Raw genomic sequence first — 17,098 nt, forward strand, 5'->3', positions numbered from 1 at the left:
AAACAATCAAAAAAAGATAGCATGACAATTCAAAATACTGACCTCGAAATTATTAGGGTGATTTTTTTCAAATCGCACTGATAATTTGAGGAGCCCCCGCGGCAGGCGGAAATAAATATAAATCAATAGGGTTAAATTATTGTTCAATTAATTGTAGCAATTCCAGACGGTCAAAGTTCTGTGCATAGAAAGCTCCCTGATTGATATCGGCAAACAACTCAATACCCCTCCAAGCCATAATGCTAAATCACAAAAATGCAGTACCAAAACTGCTTTAGCTGATTTATCTCCTAATTTTATCATTATTGCTTATCTATTGAGGATGATTTCTTGTTTAGTAAAACTTCTAATTTTTGTAGTTTTAAAAGCCAAAACTTATCAAAGTAGTCAATCCATTCTTGCACCTCGTTAAATCCATCTTGACTTAAAATACAATAACGTTCTCTACCAATATTTTGAATGGAAATAAATCCTGCATTATTCAATATTTTAATGTGTTTAGAAACCGCAGGCCGGCTCATATCGAAATTTTCCGCTAAAGCATTTATGGTCAAACTGTCTTTGGTTAACAGTTGCAAAATCTGTCTTCTGCTGGGATCGGCAATAACCTGAAATGCATCAAATGTCTGGGTAGCCATAGTTATGCAGGGTTTAATTGTTTGAACAATGTCTTACCTATTTTAGCCCATCCTTTTTTCATAATTATGTATGGCAAAAGATTCTTAATGCCTTTAAACCCTTTGTGTTCCAAAGTCAAAAGAGTTCCTTTGTCTGTAGGCAAAATTGTCCATACAACAACAGAGTCTAGCATACCTCCTTTCCACGAATAAACTAATTTTTTGTAGTCAATTATTTCCAATATTTCACAATGGACTATTCCGTCAAAGCCGAATTTAGGCATTGGCCGGGATTGAAATTGGAATTTGTGGCCTACTATGGGTTTAATATCATTTGGCATAAGCCATTGGGCCAAAAGTTCCGCATTGGTCAAATACTCCCAAACTACCTCAGTAGATTGGGGAAATTCAAATTGATGTTTAATTGTTTTGTTCATAATATGTAACCTTATAGTTACTCAAATATATAAGTAACTTTTGAGTTACGCAATTTTTATTGAAAATTTGTTCAATAAAAATCTTTCAGTTCGTTCAAAATGGTCGTTTTTTGGGACATGTTGCCCCCTGACCCTAGAAGCAATTTAGAGTAATATTGAATTTTCAAATTTCCATCAAAAAAACAGATTCATCCTGAGTCCCTATTTATTAGGATGATATTACTTAAAAAATTAATTACAAAATTTCTCTTTAACATTGTAGCATTTTGGACGCTATTGACGTTTAGGTTTATAAAATAGGATTGATTATGAAGAATATAGGTATCGCTTTAGCAATTTCAATTTGGGTTGTGTCCTTCGGGTTTTTTCAAACTTCATGTACGCCAAGTGAGGAAATAGCCCCCGATTGTCTAACTATTCTTCTTTCCGATACATTACGGTTCAACCTGTTGGATATGGATACGAAGAAAAACCTCTTTTTCTCTTCAGAACCTGCCTACGAACCCGGACAGTTGAAGTTGTTTCACAAACGTTATGCCAGTACATCTTCTGATGATTTATTAGAAATACCGGTTTCAATTGCACAGAGTGTGGAAGAAGAACACTTTAAAGCACGTATCCCTCCTAGAGCAGATACTTTGTATTTGCAGATTTCGGAACAGCCTTTTGACATGGTCATTTACACTGTAAAAAAAGATCCATCGAACCCCTGCCCGCAATTGATTCTGGATACGGTCACATTTAACGGAGAACATGCCGGAGACAATGCCCACAATAGGATCGTGCACTTTTACAGAAAGGAATAAACAAATCTATCTATAAACAAAAACCCAAATAAATCATGACATCTATAATTGAATCAACAGACGGAAAAAACCAGGTTTATTACTACAACGAGGGCATAAAAGAATTTTTGATACCACTGGAAGAACGGCTTCTGATAGGATTAAAGTCACAAAAGGGGAGGTCGGACAACTTTCAGTTACTTAAAGACCTGGATCCACAATCAGAAATTTTTGACATTGAAAAGACATATCCCGATCAAGTGGATATGGTACCAAGCAAATTTATCAATGCAGATTTAAAAAACGGGTGGAAATCCAATAAGGGTTACGACATTGACTCTTTACTGGATAACAATCCCGCAATTGAGTTTATCAGTCCATTGTACAAATCAAATTATCCTGACGTTATAATCGGATTAACGTTGGATTTGTTCGTAAAGACAGGGGACAAAGAATTTCCCGGTAATTATGAGAAGCTTTTTGAAGAATATGGAATTGTAGATGTGAAATTATTCGATCCCGAAACAAATGTTTATTTGTTGACCCTTGGTGAAAAAAATGATTACTCTGCATTGGAAATAGCAAACAAATTATACGAAACGGGAAAATTCGATTTTGCAACCCCCCAACTTTTTTAGAGAAATAAAATCATCCCAATTTACACCAGATGATGTTTTGTACGGCGACCAATGGAACCTACCAAATATAGGCATGCCGAATGCATGGACTACATCAAGGGGAAATGGCATCAGGATAGCAATTATGGATGTGGCTACAAATCTAAACCATCCAGACCTAGCTCCTAACATAGTTCCGGGGTTTGACCCAACGGGGCAACCAATAGGGTTTGACACACATGGCACACAAGTGGCCGGAGTTGCAGGAGCCAGGGGAAACAACACTATTGGAATAGCGGGAGTAGCCTTTGAAGCAAGCATAATCCCAGTAAGAATGGGATTTACTCCTTTTCCAAATAGTAATATTTTAGGCACGACCGATGCTTGGGTAATCGAATGTTTTAACCGATGTAGGGATCAAAATCAGTTAAATGCAGATATAATAAATTGTTCATTTTCATTGGGATCACCATCAAGTGCAGTAACTAACGCCATCAATAGTGCCGTATCAAATGGCAGAAACGGAAGGGGGTGTGTCGTTTGTGCCGCTACAGGCAATAATAACTTAAATTCGGTAAGCTATCCTGCGAATTTGCCTTCAGTGATCGGAGTTGGCGCAACTGACCAAAATGGGCATAGGGCACCTTTCTCAAACTGGGGGAACGGTATAAACATTTCCGCACCGGGTATGAATATACTCACAACTAATCCCCCGAATGGTTATATATTTGAAAATGGTACATCATTAGCCAGTCCAGCAGTTGCGGGTGTTGCCGCATTGCTCCTTACCATAATACCCAACGCAAGCCCAAGTACTATTCTTTCAAGAATGACGAGTTCGGCAGCCAGAACTGGCGGATACAACTACCAAAATGGCTGGTCTCCCCAGCTTGGTGCGGGTAGGGTTAATGCAGCTTCCGTCATTAGTAGTGCCCTTTCCTATTTTCGAATACAGGGACAAAGTTATCTTTGTTCCGGACAACAAACTTATTTCATCCCAGATGCAAACAACGTGACATGGTCTGCGGGAACCGGGATAACCATAAGTCCAAATACAGGTGTAGCGACCTCTCAAGTATCCAACGACGGTTTTATATCCACGATTTTTGCCTCAATTAATACTGGATTTTTAACAATAAATGAGAGTAGGAATATAATAATTGGGGCTTACCACAATGAATTTTTTGCCAATGGCTACGCAAGTAGTGGCTGGTTTAGTTGGGCCTCTATGTATATGCCCCTTTTCTTTAGCTATAACGTCTCAGACCTTTCAAACCGTATCCAGTTTGGATATGCGCCAATGATTGGGAGAACGACCGGTAATCCTTGGCAAACAGGCCAACCGATCTGGCCTGTGGGCGGTGTATCAGGTATACAAATAATCTCCCAACCACAGGGCTGGACAAATGTCCAAATCCTTGGGGATGAAATACGGTTTTCTAATGGTGATCCAGAAGGTTTGTTAGAGGTTAGGTTATTTACTTCATGCGGTTCAACCACAGTCATACTTAGTATTCGCAGACAATAGCCAAAACTATTGTAGACTACCGTAATGCACACAGCCCCTTCCAGAGCAGGTCAGAAATCAAGGATGTGCCAAGGTTGGGGCTTTTAAAAAAGCTATAATAGTGAAATTTAGTGTTCAATAAGATTTGCTATCATATTTTTACTTATTCTGCCAATTAGGTAAAATTTCGTCCCTATCAACTGTTTCCATGCCATATCCTGCCACTTTTTGTATCAGGTCATTACTGATTGTATCGTCAGGATAAATATTCATGTATCCGTTTCTGGGGGTTGTTGTGGCGAAAATAGCTCTTACATCACCTGGTGACATTTCAACCAATACTGTAATTCTGTTAAGTACTGATTTTTTTATATTCAATTCTAGCTTCTAGGATATTATAGTTCATATTTTTAAAATTTACATGTTGTTACCAATCCATTTATTATAATCAAAATCAGGGTAATCATGATTAAATATTAGTTCTCCTAATGATATGGTAAATCCCGGTTTAGTGGCAATTTACGTTTCAATTTGAAGGTCTATTTCTTTACTGATTGGGTTTATATGTTGTTTCCATAAAGACAGACTATAATCCGTATAAGGTCTTTTAAAACCAAACATATTTTCACCCTCACTTAATTGAAGCCCTGCTCTTCTCCTGATTAAAGTATGGATATTAAATTCCTGTATATTTCTATCTATCCATAATTTAAGTTTATGGTCTTTTTCCGGTTGTTCTTCACTATATTCTAAACTATTTTGAATGTAAGCCTTTAGACCAGGACTTTTTTCAATTACGAAATGGTATCGTTGCAATTTTTCATTTTCAAAGCGTTTCATGACTTTTGTCATTTCCCTAATTGCAAACTTATCCCTGAAATTGTAGATAAAATTTTTAGCGTCAGATAGGGATAAGATATCTATACCGCAAAAGACCTTTGTCCCGTCAGGGGTGTTTATTTCCAAATGATACTTGAGACCTGTTTTCATTCTGGCCTCACTTACATACATCGAATCAACCCTGGTCAGTTGCTCAGAACCCTCCTGGTTTTCTCCTTCCCACCGGAGGCGGACATCAAGGGGCTCTATGGGCTGCATATTTGGGGCATTGTAGACTTGTGAATTACTGATGTATATTTTGGCCGTACTGTCAGGATACAGAATGCCATTGACCACATATATGGATTCCCCTATGTCCAGGTCTTTTGGGAAATATTCTGAAGTGCAGGATAACAAACAGATGACTGTAAAAATATAAGATAGTTTTTTCAATGGAATATCATTTTATTTGAATCATTAGGTGCCGGATGTGTGTAAAAATAGCATGGATATTTATCAATTTATAATGCTGTAACACCAATTATAGGTATTGTAAAATAAAATTAATATTTACATTCTCAGTAAGATGTAATTCATATTCCCTTTGTTAAAATTTTTTAGACTAAATAGCATATGTTTTAGACCAAACCTCCTTATGAGGATTAAACCTCATTTTGGTGAATGTTTTATTAATTAGTTAAACCTGCCTTTCTTCTTTCTATATCGGTTCATGTTTAATATGGTGAAATTAGTAAATTAACTATTAATCCCTCGTTTTTATCTTACTAGTAACCTAATTTAATCAATCAATTAAAAATTAAATAAAAAAAAGTTATATCATTGCTTTCAAAATGTTAAATGTTACAGCAATTAAGTCAAGTATAGGAGACTGATTTTTATTTCAATAGAGCCCAAAACAACAATAGATTGTTAGCTCCCATTAACCTGTAACAATCAGTTATCGAATTAGTCTAAGGATTCTTGCGCTTGGTCTAATAAATTTGAATAGCCTACGGGCTTGTATTTAATTTATATATTCAGAATAGCATTTTTCGCGATTTGGTCAAGGCACTATAAATTTTAATATCAAAACTAACTAATGAAAAATCTTAAAGGCAAAATATTTTATCTGGGATGTATCATCGCCCTTTTTTACGCTACTTCAGCCTTTCAGGTAAAGGCACAGGGACTGATCATTGGCCGCGTGATGGAAAGCGAAACCACTGGAGCTGCTTTTGCCACTGTCTCGATACTAAATGTGTCTGATAGCGTGATGGTAAAGGGGGCCATTACCGATGAGGAAGGCAATTATGCCATAAGGCAGGTGCCGGGAGGCAATTATTTGATAGCGGTGTCCTCCGTTGGGTTTGATAAAGTTTTTTTGGATCCTATAGCATATGAAGGCTCTCATGCACTCACCCTGCCGGTGATCAGGCTGCAGGAAGCTGCCCTGGCCTTGGGTGAAGTGGTGGTGAGCGCACAACGACCTGTGATGGAAAGGAAGTCAGACCGCTATGTAATGGATGTGACGGCCAGTTCCTTTCAGGCGGATAACCTGATGGATATTTTTAGGGCACTGCCTTTTGTGCAGGTCCAGGGAGATGGGATATCTGTAAATGGCCGTGCAGGGATCTTAATAGTACTGGATAATGTGCAGATGCCTGGAGCCACCATGAGTGCCATTCTGGAAAACATGACCGGAGATGAGGTCGATAATATTGAATTCATTACCAATCCCTCATCACAGTATCCAGCTGATATTAATTCGGTAATTAAAATTACCACAAAGAAATCCAAAAATTATGGTCTGACTGGGAGTGCACGCTCAGCGATCTCCCAGGGAGTCCGGTTCAGGGGAAATACAGGCTTTTCATTGCTGTATAGAAAAAACAGATGGGTGGCTGATCTAAACGTGAATTATTCTTCTGACGATATCTATGAAACCAGGGAGGGAGAGCGGTTCCTACAGACCAACAATGCACCTGTCGTGATCAGCGAAGAACGCTGGGCTTCCACCATTGTGAATACCCTGACGCTCAGGGGTAAGCTGGAGTATCTCGTAAATGACCGTCACAAGTTTGGTATACAATCCAGTGTCGCCCACAGAATTATACCTGAGCGTTCTGCCCAAGAAGAGCGTATGGGTTATTCCGGCCGATCCGGTGGCATGGTAGATTCTCTTTTGGTGACAGAGGCGAATAGATGGGGAGATAACAATGTCCAAAACCACAGCCTGTATTATGCCGGCACGCTGGATACCCTGGGTAAACAAGTAGATCTGGTGCTGACCTATACCCCCATCCGGCACCTCGATGTCAATCAAATGCAGTATCAAAATTTGGTATCACCAGAGGGGACACTATTACGGAGACTACCTGTGGTCAGGAACCATGGGATACGTGACGTAGATATCTATGTGGGGCAACTGGACTTTGCACTTCCTTTTAATAACAACTGGATTTTCAATGTTGGCTCCAAGGTAACCCTCTCCACCAACAAGACTAGGCCTTTTCAGGAAGAGTTACAAAATGGTCAATTTGTCATTAACGAAGCCTTTTCCTTCATAAATGATTTTGAGGAAAACATTTTTGCAGGATATGGGATGTTTAGTAAGAAAATTGGGAAAACGACAGTCAATGGGGGCTTACGTCTAGAACATGCCACCATGCTGGTGGAGGATAGAGTAAACAACACCGTTCCGGTGAACCGGGTGTTTACCGATCTTTTCCCTACCTTGGCTTTTACAAGAGCGATGTCTGAAAATGTACAGTTAACGCTCAATTATCGGGAGTCTATTGACCGGCCGGGATTTTCTTATCTCACACCTTATCGGATTTATCAGAATGAGCTAACTATTCTAGAAGGGAACCCCGCCCTGAGGCCGCAATATAACCGCTCCATCACCATCAATTCTGTCATCAAAAACAATCTCTTTCTGGAGCTGGAATACAAAAAGGAAAAAGATACCTTCAATCATTTTCCTCTCATGGATGGAAATACTGCTATATATACCATGCGTAATTTTGACGTGAACTATTATTCTGCTTCGCTGAACTACAGTTTCGAAATTACCGGTTGGTGGTCAGGAAGCATATTTGGGATGGGAGCTATCTATAACTCGGAAATGCCGCAGGAGGAGTTTAGGGATTTGGACATTCCGCAGAGCATTTTCCATACTATTGGTATAACAAATACCATGTCCCTTCCCGCAGGGCTCAGCCTGGACCTGGCTTATAACTACACAGGGCCCTACAATTATGGTTTACTTGAGATGATACCCACGCAGTTTACACGTGTGGCGTTGAAAGGGAGCCTATTCGATAAGAAGCTACAGTACACGCTTGCTGCCATGGATGTGTTTAGAACAGCTTTTTATGGAGGAAATATGAATACGGTAAATGCCCAATTATTTTTGAGCCAGTATGCTGATGCAAGGAGACTTCAGTTAGGTTTAGTATACCAGTTCGGAAAGAAAACTGTGAAAAATACACAAGAGCAAAAACTTGGAAATGAGGATGTCATTAACAGGGCTAGATAATTGTAAAAACATATGATGAGTTCATTTCAAAATCAATTATCAGCGGAACAAGCATTATCCAACCAGGTTACAATTAAAACCTCCGTGGGGCTAGATATCATGATCGGAGGGACCTATAGGGATGCTATTAGATGAGATCAATAAGTGGTTGAGGTGATGTTTATAAAAAGAATTTATTGTAGGTTAATTTTCACTACAATTTAAATGCAAGCATTGAATTCCCTTGACCACAGCTTTTCGATTTAGGCTTATCTTTATAGATAAGAAGAAATAATCACTTTTAATGAAGACTTGTATATTTAGAGCTATTAAGTTGTCATTTTTTAAGACTTCCTTTTTATAAAATAATTACCATTTACTTTAAAAATTTCATGCTTAATAGGATTATCAAAACCTATTGTAAAAAGCACTTTTGCCCAACATAAAGTAGTAATATTTGAAATTCAACAAGTATAGGAAAAGCCGCAAATAATCTTTTTTCAAATTAGTCTAACGATTCTTCCGCTTGGTCTAATAAAGTTGAACAGCCGAGGGACTTGAATTTAATTTGAATATTCAACATAGCATAATTACCGATTTGGTCAAGGCAGTATAAATTTTAATAACAAAACTAATGAAAAATCTAAAAGGTAAAATTCTTTATCTGGGATGTATCATCTCCCTTTTTTACGCTACTTCGGCCTTTCAGGTGAAGGCACAGGGCTTGATCAGTGGCCGCGTGATGGAAAGCGAGAGCTCGGGAGCAGCTTTTGCCACTGTGTCCATACTTAATGTAACGGACAGTGTGATGGTCAAGGGTGCCATTACCGATGAGGAAGGCAATTATGCCTTGAGACAGGTGCCAGGAGGTAATTATTTGATAGCGGTGTCCTCCGTTGGGTTTGAAAAAGTGTATTTGGATCCTATAGCATATGACGGCTCCCAGGCACTCAACCTGCCGGTGATCAAGCTGCAGGAAGCTGCCCTTGCACTGGGTGAGGTGGTGGTGAATGGCCAGCGTCCCGTGATGGAAAGGAAGTCAGACCGCTATGTAATGGACGTGACGGCCAGTTCTTTTCAGGCGGATAACCTGATGGATATTTTCAGGGCACTTCCTTTTGTGCAGGTCCAAGGGGATGGTATTTCTGTAAATGGCAGAGCGGGGATTTTAATAGTGTTGGATAATGTGCAGATGCCAGGAGCCACCATGAGTGCAATTCTGGAAAACATGACAGGAGATGAGGTCCAAAATATTGAATTCATTACCAACCCTTCTTCGAGATACCCTGCTAACATCAATTCCGTGATTAAGATCACTACCAAAAAATCAAAAAATTATGGACTTACTGGTAGTGCGAGAGGAAATTTTTCCCAAGGGAGGAGATTCAAAGGATCTTCAGGAACTTCCATGACTTACAGGAAGGAAAAATGGGTTGCTGATCTGAATTTGAACTTTACCCAAGACGATGGTATATGGGAAAGAAATGGTTACCGCATGTTTTCACAGGAGGGGACTCCAAGGGTAATCAATGAAACAATGGATGCCATGACTAGGGAGTCCATCCTTTATCTTCGGGGGAAACTCGAATATAATATTACTAAAAATCATAAAATAGGTGTACAGTCCAACAGTACCTATACGAATACTGATCCTGCATCCTATAACAGGCAGCAGATAGGGTTTTCAGATGTAGTGAATGGACGTCCAGATTCTTTATTACTGTCAGATACTTTTAGCTACGGTAACAGGTCGGTTCAGAATTACAGTACCTATTATTCAGGTAAATTAGATTCTTTGGGAAAGCAATTGGATGTGGTCCTTACGTATTCTCCTTTAAGAGTGGGTACCATCGATGAAATGCGCTATCAGGATATGGTATCCCCAGAAGGAGGCATTCTTAATCCCCTAAGAAGGGTAAGAAACAATAATATTTCTCAGGGAAACATTTTCGTAACTCAGATTGATCTGGAATTACCATTTAAAAACGGGTGGAATATGACAGCAGGGTCAAAAATCATTCTGTCCTCAAATAAAACCCGTCCAACACTGGAGGTCGCTACAGATACAGGGTTTGTCATCGATGATGGGTTCAGTTTCCGAAATGATTTTGAAGAAAATATTTATGCGGTTTATAGCGAGATAAATAAAGAATTTGGTAAAACTAATGTCAGTGCCGGGGTGAGGATGGAAAAGTCTTCCATGCAGGTAGATAACTTGGTTAATGGAGAAAGGATAGTGTCAAGGGAGTTTCTGGATTTTTTCCCAACGCTGCAGATTACCAGGCCTATTAATGATGATGTCGTATTATCTGTCAATTATAGAGAAACTATAAGCCGACCAGGGTTTACTACTTTAACTCCCTATAGAACTTACATAGATGATTACACCATTATTGAAGGTAATCCAGCGTTAAGACCTGAATACAATCGCTCGATAAGCATGAACGGAGTGATTAAAAACAACCTTTTTATCGAATTGGAATATAAAAAGCAGACGGACGCTTACACCAATCTTCCAACTTTTAATTTAGGGGCAACTACTCTTCAACCCAGGAACTTTAACCTTGATTATTATAGCACTACAGTAAATTATAGCTTTGAAGTGGCCAAGTGGTGGTCAGGAAGCATATTTGCCATGGGGGCCATTTACAATGGAGAAATCTTCGAAGAGCAGTTCGAAGAATTGACCATCCCTCAAAGTGTGTTTAAAACTGTAGGAGTGAACAGCACCTTTAGTTTGCCAAAGGGATTGACTTTGGATATGGCCTATAGCTATCAGGCTCCGTTTGATTATGGCTTGGTCAGGACGGTAACCTACCAGTATACAAGAATAGCTCTGAAAGGCCATCTTTTTAATAAAAACCTACAATACACTATTGCTGGTCTAGACTTATTCAGACAGGCATATGGTGGTGGAGAAATCAGATCCTTTGATACTTTTATGCGGTCGGTAGAGTACCATGATTCTAGAAGGGTACAATTGGGACTGGTTTATCGATTCGGTAAGAGAACCGTAAAGGGAGCCCAACAGCAAAAACTTGGCAATGAAGATGTAATTTATAGGGCTAATTAATTTTAAAAATCCATGATCAATTTATTTCAAAATCAATTATCAGCGGAACAAGAATCATCGAATCGGGCACTTGGTGATATTGTAGAAAAGATAGCGCAATCCCTCAATAAGAATGCTCATATGTTGGAGAATTTTACAGTAGAAGATGGTTGGCTGGGAGCATGCCTATTCTATTGCTACTATGCTAAATATACCGGAGATGACCGGCATTTTGACAAAGTAGTAGCATATCTGGATAAGGCCTTGCCCTTGATAGATTATCAGTGCTTCAAGGCTCATTATCCAAATGATGGCTATGATTTCAACCTATCAGGCTTGGGTATGTTTTTGATAAAAGCAGTGGATAATGGTTTTTTGGATATGGACATCTGCCCTTATCTGGAAAAAATAGATGATGTCCTCTATGACCAGTGTAGAGATAAAATCAATCATGGTGATTTCAACCTTTCTTCCGGAGCATTGGCAATGGGACACTATTTATTATCTAATGGATGCAGGTCTGCTAAGAATGAGAGTCTCCTTATCGAAATCATTGAAGGGATAGAAAAACAAGCTATTAAAAGTAGGGAGGGTGGAATTTACTGGATGAGTACCTATATTAAGGATAGGGTGTATACCGGGCTGAGGCATGGATCAGTCATGGTCATCTCTTTTTTATCCGCTGCTTTTGATAAAGGTATTTTAAAAGATAAGTGCTTATCTCTTATTAAACAGGGTATGGATTTCTTGATAAGCTGTAGAAGAAACGGCTCAAATAATCTATTTCCCATATATTTAGAAGATTTTGAGCAAAAAAATGAATTTGGTTTATGTGAATTGGAAATAGGCTATGGATTATTAAGGGGAGCGATTACGCTTAAGGATGCTTCAATGGTAGCCGTGGCTAAGGAAGTACTGATGACTTGTACAGAAAGATGCTTTAAGGATCAGCAAAACATGGATGCCAGCATCAGGCACGGTGCATCCGGTCTGGCCTATTTATATGAGAGGATATCAAGGATGGATCCCACTGAAGACAAATATCTACAAGCCTATGATTATTGGATCAGGCAGCTACCAAAGTACGCTACTGCGCAGAAAGAGTTTTGTGGATTTGAGTCGCACCTCCAGCGAGCTTCTAATTCGTATAAGCTGTCTTTTTCAGGAGGTATTATAGGCATAGGAATTACCTTGATGAAGCATCTGAAAAAGGATTTGCCCAGGCTTGATGGCTTTATAAATACCTATTGAATATATCAGGTGAGAATTCAAGGTTCTCAAAATCAGAGGGGTGTAGGTAATCACCCAAAAATTTAATAATTGTGCAGAAGAAGTATTACCTTGGCTTGTACAATAGGTATCAATTAGTTATCATTGTAGCCAAATCCAATAGATACCCGTAAGCATCTTAGCTTATCTCTAAAAAATCCTGATATAAATCCTTTGTATTGCATGGGTAATTATTTCTGGGAACTATACAAATAATTTAGTAGGGGTTTCAATAAATAGAGTGTTAGAGAGTTTACCGAAAATATTCAAATAATTATTAACAGATAATATTATTAATTAAATATTAAATTAATACTCTTAATGAATTTACTTAATAATAAGTATAATGCTATCAAATATTTATATTTAGTGTTTATATTTTCGTTAATATTAATATTTAACTATTTAATATTTTTAGAAAATATTTTTACATGGCCTTTGTTTTTGTACTCATTTTTTAATTTTATAGTTATACTTATTAATTTTTATACTCTATACTTTATTTTTTTTATTAAAAATTTAATGGCAAAATTATTTTTTATTATTATGGGATTAATATTGTTTTATTTTGTTTCGTTGTACTTTACTACTGTTCCTTTAAAGAGTTTAAAAGATTTATATCCTCATAATTCAAGAATATATTTATATTATAATACATTATATATTAATAAAATTAAAGACTTGTTTTCAATATCTAATTTAGCTTGGATGACCAGTCAACTTTATTTCCATCTCATTCTGCTTACCTTAGGGGTTTTAATGGATAAATACTTGAATTCAATTAAAAATGTAATGGAATTATAAGTAGCTAATGCAAATTTAGAATTAGATATTTTAAAATCACAGATCCATCCCCATTTTTTATTCAATACATTGAATAACCTATATCGGTTGGTCATGAAAGATGAAGTGGCTGGGGAAGTTGTATTGAAGCTATCTGATTTATTGAGGTTTACTTTATATGAAAGTAATGTGGAATCAATTCCTATAAAGTCTGAAATAAAATTCCTGCAGGATTATATTGAATTAGAAAAAATAAGGCACCATGATCATGTAAGTATTGAATATGATTTCAGCGCCATTGAGAATGAGGAAAATAAAATTGCTCCACTATTATTTATCAATTTCATAGAAAATGCCTTTAAGCATGGAGTCAACAAAAGCAGGAGAGGTTCATGGGTAAAGGTAATATTAATCCAAAAATCTGATTTTTTGGAATTTAATATTTCTAATAGCAAACCTACCTTTAAAAAAACAGTCAATACCATTGGGGGTAAAGGGCTTAATAATATTTCCAGTCGCCTAAAGCTCCTTTATCCTGATAAGCATCTTTTGACTATTGAGGATAAGGAAGAGGTATACTCCGTTGACTTAAAAATAGACTTAATTTGAAAAATTTATTCACATACCTAATTAAAGCCGATGAGGCATATTTTGATATTGTTGAGGAGGAAATCAAAAAATATATTGTCACCTATAGAAATATTATGGCATAAGCTAATGTGGTTATATGATAAGTCAAAGGAATATAGTAATTGAAAGTTATGAAAGGTCATTCAGCAGTAGATGAAAAAACATTAAAAGTTATTTTATTACTTGGGCTTTTCATCATGGTGTGGGTAATGAATTTGGTTATGTTTCGATATGGCTTTTTCAGTTTAACTTTTTTCACCTATTCCTTATTTAATTTTATTGTTGTGTTTATTATTTATTATAGCTTATCTAATATTTTTATTTCGATCCGAAGCCATCTTAAATGGATAGTAGTGTTCATCGCTTTTATTTTCCTTTCTCTTTTTGCCCGTTATGTTTTAAGTCTTCCATTCTCATATATGGTCGCGATTTATCCAGATGATAAGTTATTATTCAATAGCTATAAAACTTATACTATTAATTCTATTTATGATATTTTTGACCCTTATGGATTACTTATATTAATATATCAATTAATTATTCATTTAGTCTTGTTTTTTTTAGCATCAATGGTCCTTAAATATACCCAATCCCTTAATAAGATTTCAGAGTTGAATGTGATCAATTCCCAACAAGAACTTGACCTATTGAAGTCCCAGATTCATCCCCATTTTCTATTTAATACCCTGAATAATCTTTATCGGCTGGTTATGAACAATGGGCATGCTGGAGAGATCGTATTGAAACTTTCGGAAACCTTGAGATTTACTTTATATGAAACCAATACAGCATTTATCACGCTTGATAAGGAGATTGAATTTTTGAAAAATTATATTGAACTGGAAAAAATCAATCATTATAGCAACGTGGATTTAAAATATAATTTCAAAGATATTCAAAATGATAAAATACTAATAGCCCCCATGTTGTTTATTTCATTTGTGGAAAATGTACTAAAGCACGGGAGGAATGAATCTATAGATAAGTGTTGGATAGATATAAAATTAAAGCAATCTAAACATAAAGTGTTTTTTGAAATTAGCAATAGTGTATCTATTAGTTCATACCCTTCAGTAAGGAAAGACTTAAGCAATATGAGAAAAAGACTGGATATTTTGTACCCAGATAAATATGCATTGGAAATTTATGATGAGAAGTCTTTTTACAAAGTAAATCTAACGCTTAATCTAGAGTAATTTTATTACCAGCAATTATGATAAAAATTATCAATACATATGGCAACTTTAAGCTGATTATATTCTATGTAAGTCTTTTTCTAGTGATGTGGATTTTTGATTCACGCTGGTTAGAAAGACCTTTTTTAGATGATGTTACTTTTTATTATACAATAACTTCGTTTATTATTGTTTGGCTCAACTATTATATCTTCTCTAGAGTTATATTTGAAGTTAGAAATCCTATTAAATGGATAGTCTTAATTATATGTATAATTACACTTTATTTTTTATCCTTTTATGCCCTGACATATCCACTTAAATTTATGCATTTTAGGTACCCTGATGACGAAAAGTTAAAATATTTTTACGAAGGGCTTTACATTACCTCATATAGTGCTTTGCTTTCTCCTAGAGGTCCGACTTTTCTATCAAGCCAATTATATCTATTCTTATTTATATTTTTTGCTGGATCCATATTTTTTAGATATATCGAATCCATGAAAAAAATAACAGAATTGGAACTGAGCAATGCCCATCAGGAAATGGATCTTTTAAAATTCCAAATTCAACCTCAATTTCTATTAAATACCTTGAACAGTCTTCATATTATAAGCAAGGATAATAGGAAAGCGAGTGAAGTGGTGTCTAAATTATCTGAATTATTAAAGTTTACACTTTATGACAGCAATGAGGCTTTGATCCCTTTAAAAGTTGAACTATCTTTTCTTCAGGATTATATTGAACTTGAAAAAATCAGGCACCATGAACATGTAAATATTGAATATGACTTCAGTGCCATCGAGAATGAGGAAATTAAAATTGCGCCCTTACTATTTATTAATTTCATAGAAAATGCCTTCAAGCATGGGGTTAATAAAACGAGGGGAAGTTCTTGGGTGATGATAAAGATTGTCCAAGATGCCTGTTTCCTAGAATTGGCCATATCTAACAGTAAACCAAAAAAGACCATCCAGAATGCTGTTGGAGGCAAAGGTTTATCAAATATTACCAGACGGCTACAGCTATTGTATCCGAATAAGCACCAGATTACCATAAGTAATCAGGAAGAGGTTTTTTCCGTTCACTTAAAAATTGACTTAACATGAATGTAATCACTTGCTTGATCATAGACGATGAACCCTACGCCCAGGAGGTCATTGAGGAACACATTAAAAAGATTCCATTTTTGCAGTTATTAAAAAAATCGAATGATGCGGTAGAGGGCCTGAAGGACATAGAGGACCTAAAACCAGACCTGGTTTTCATGGATATTCAAATGCCAGAAATGACCGGAATTGAGCTGATTAAAATTTTGCAACAGCATAGACCAGAAATCATCATCACTACGGCCTATTCCGAACATGCCCTGGAGGGTTACGAACTGGACATATCAGATTTTTTGCTGAAGCCCATACGTTTTGACCGTTTTTTGAAAGCGGTAAATAAAGTCAAAAGGCAAATTACCCCTACCGAAAGCAAGACGTCGCAATACTTTTGGGTAAAAGAAAACGGGAAGCTGGTCCATGTGCCGGTAGATGATGTGTTGATGGTGAAGGGCATGAAAGATTACATACAGCTTTACCTTAAAGAAAGAAAAATCATTACTTATCTTACCATGAAGCGTATTGAGGAAATATTGCCGGCAAATGAATTTATGCGGGTAAGCCGATCTTACATCATCCGGAAATCTGCCATCAAGTCGATCAATGGCAATACATTAGAAACCACTGTTGGAGAGGATATTATGATTGGGGGGACTTATAGAGAGGTAATAAGGAATGAGATAAATGAGTGGTTGAGATGAATAATTCTCTGTATATTTAATCCTATCTTAAGGATACTATGTCTAATAGAATTAGCCATTCGTCTAAATTATTTCTTTATAAA

Annotated in this window: 15 protein-coding genes; 11 read left to right on the forward strand and 4 right to left on the reverse strand. The window is 36.7% G+C overall.

The window, feature by feature from the left end:
- Positions 1–302: 302 nt before the first annotated feature.
- Both EL17_RS00005 and EL17_RS00010 read right to left on the reverse strand, forming a co-directional pair.
- The gene (locus EL17_RS00005; RefSeq protein WP_035068357.1) at positions 303–638 is read right to left on the reverse strand and encodes an ArsR/SmtB family transcription factor; all 336 of its coding nucleotides are present in this window, start codon (positions 636–638) and stop codon (positions 303–305) included.
- 2 nt (positions 639–640) lie between these two features.
- A complete protein-coding gene (locus EL17_RS00010; RefSeq protein ID WP_051719668.1) occupies positions 641–1,054 on the reverse strand; it encodes an SRPBCC family protein in 414 nt (137 codons plus the stop codon).
- A 455-nt stretch (positions 1,055–1,509) separates the two neighbouring features.
- Between EL17_RS00010 and EL17_RS00015 the strand changes: the two genes are divergently transcribed.
- From EL17_RS00015 to EL17_RS24295, 4 genes are read left to right on the forward strand one after another with little or no spacing between them, the layout of a single operon-like run.
- On the forward strand, positions 1,510–1,860 hold the full coding sequence (locus EL17_RS00015; protein ID WP_035068359.1) for a hypothetical protein: 351 nt from the start codon (positions 1,510–1,512) through the stop codon (positions 1,858–1,860).
- 35 nt (positions 1,861–1,895) lie between these two features.
- On the forward strand, positions 1,896–2,477 hold the full coding sequence (locus EL17_RS00020; protein WP_035068362.1) for a hypothetical protein: 582 nt from the start codon (positions 1,896–1,898) through the stop codon (positions 2,475–2,477).
- Positions 2,455–3,984, forward strand: a complete 1,530-nt coding sequence (locus EL17_RS00025) for a S8 family peptidase (protein ID WP_164674874.1) — start codon at positions 2,455–2,457, stop codon at positions 3,982–3,984. Before EL17_RS00020 ends, EL17_RS00025 begins: the two co-directional genes overlap by 23 nt.
- 8 nt (positions 3,985–3,992) lie before the next feature.
- Complete coding sequence (locus EL17_RS24295) at positions 3,993–4,082, forward strand: hypothetical protein (RefSeq protein WP_394332148.1); 90 nt, start codon at positions 3,993–3,995, stop codon at positions 4,080–4,082.
- Between the two features lie 40 nt (positions 4,083–4,122).
- On the opposite strand, the gene EL17_RS00030 is transcribed toward EL17_RS24295, so the two are convergent.
- Complete coding sequence (locus EL17_RS00030; RefSeq protein ID WP_035068367.1) at positions 4,123–4,341, reverse strand: hypothetical protein; 219 nt, start codon at positions 4,339–4,341, stop codon at positions 4,123–4,125.
- Between the two features lie 141 nt (positions 4,342–4,482).
- A complete protein-coding gene (locus tag EL17_RS00035) occupies positions 4,483–5,235 on the reverse strand; it encodes a DUF4249 family protein (protein WP_164674875.1) in 753 nt (250 codons plus the stop codon).
- Between the two features lie 646 nt (positions 5,236–5,881).
- On the opposite strand from EL17_RS00035, the gene EL17_RS00040 reads away from it, so the two are divergent.
- The 7 genes from EL17_RS00040 (at position 5,882) to EL17_RS00075 (ending at position 17,015) form a co-directional block, all read left to right on the forward strand.
- On the forward strand, positions 5,882–8,320 hold the full coding sequence (locus EL17_RS00040; protein ID WP_035068373.1) for an outer membrane beta-barrel family protein: 2,439 nt from the start codon (positions 5,882–5,884) through the stop codon (positions 8,318–8,320).
- 613 nt (positions 8,321–8,933) lie between these two features.
- Positions 8,934–11,372, forward strand: coding sequence for an outer membrane beta-barrel protein (locus EL17_RS00045; RefSeq protein WP_035068375.1), 2,439 nt, complete (start codon positions 8,934–8,936; stop codon positions 11,370–11,372).
- Between the two features lie 12 nt (positions 11,373–11,384).
- Positions 11,385–12,602: a lanthionine synthetase LanC family protein gene (locus EL17_RS00050; protein WP_035068378.1), complete on the forward strand. Its 1,218-nt coding sequence runs from the start codon at positions 11,385–11,387 to the stop codon at positions 12,600–12,602.
- A gap of 849 nt (positions 12,603–13,451) precedes the next feature.
- The gene (locus EL17_RS00060; protein WP_084166051.1) at positions 13,452–14,012 is read left to right on the forward strand and encodes a sensor histidine kinase; all 561 of its coding nucleotides are present in this window, start codon (positions 13,452–13,454) and stop codon (positions 14,010–14,012) included.
- 590 nt (positions 14,013–14,602) lie between these two features.
- Positions 14,603–15,229, forward strand: a complete 627-nt coding sequence (locus EL17_RS23345) for a sensor histidine kinase (protein ID WP_164674876.1) — start codon at positions 14,603–14,605, stop codon at positions 15,227–15,229.
- Between the two features lie 479 nt (positions 15,230–15,708).
- Entirely contained in the window at positions 15,709–16,317 is a 609-nt protein-coding gene (locus tag EL17_RS23350) for a sensor histidine kinase (RefSeq protein WP_164674877.1), read from the forward strand.
- Positions 16,314–17,015, forward strand: coding sequence for a LytR/AlgR family response regulator transcription factor (locus EL17_RS00075; RefSeq protein ID WP_035068384.1), 702 nt, complete (start codon positions 16,314–16,316; stop codon positions 17,013–17,015). The genes EL17_RS23350 and EL17_RS00075 overlap by 4 nt, the downstream gene beginning before the upstream one ends.
- Positions 17,016–17,098: the final 83 nt, after the last annotated feature.

Origin of the sequence: Anditalea andensis, from assembly GCF_000714815.1 — a bacterium.
In the GTDB taxonomy this organism is placed as follows: domain Bacteria; phylum Bacteroidota; class Bacteroidia; order Cytophagales; family Cyclobacteriaceae; genus Anditalea; species Anditalea andensis.

Coding starts and splice junctions, on each gene's coding strand:
- EL17_RS00005 (WP_035068357.1), bottom strand. CDS start 638: ATGGCTACCCAGACATTTGATGCATTTCAGGTTATTGCCGATCCCAGC.
- EL17_RS00010 (WP_051719668.1), bottom strand. CDS start 1,054: ATGAACAAAACAATTAAACATCAATTTGAATTTCCCCAATCTACTGAG.
- EL17_RS00015 (WP_035068359.1), top strand. CDS start 1,510: ATGGATACGAAGAAAAACCTCTTTTTCTCTTCAGAACCTGCCTACGAA.
- EL17_RS00020 (WP_035068362.1), top strand. CDS start 1,896: ATGACATCTATAATTGAATCAACAGACGGAAAAAACCAGGTTTATTAC.
- EL17_RS00040 (WP_035068373.1), top strand. CDS start 5,882: ATGAAAAATCTTAAAGGCAAAATATTTTATCTGGGATGTATCATCGCC.
- EL17_RS00045 (WP_035068375.1), top strand. CDS start 8,934: ATGAAAAATCTAAAAGGTAAAATTCTTTATCTGGGATGTATCATCTCC.
- EL17_RS00050 (WP_035068378.1), top strand. CDS start 11,385: ATGATCAATTTATTTCAAAATCAATTATCAGCGGAACAAGAATCATCG.
- EL17_RS23345 (WP_164674876.1), top strand. CDS start 14,603: ATGGTCCTTAAATATACCCAATCCCTTAATAAGATTTCAGAGTTGAAT.
- EL17_RS23350 (WP_164674877.1), top strand. CDS start 15,709: ATGAAAAAAATAACAGAATTGGAACTGAGCAATGCCCATCAGGAAATG.
- EL17_RS00075 (WP_035068384.1), top strand. CDS start 16,314: ATGAATGTAATCACTTGCTTGATCATAGACGATGAACCCTACGCCCAG.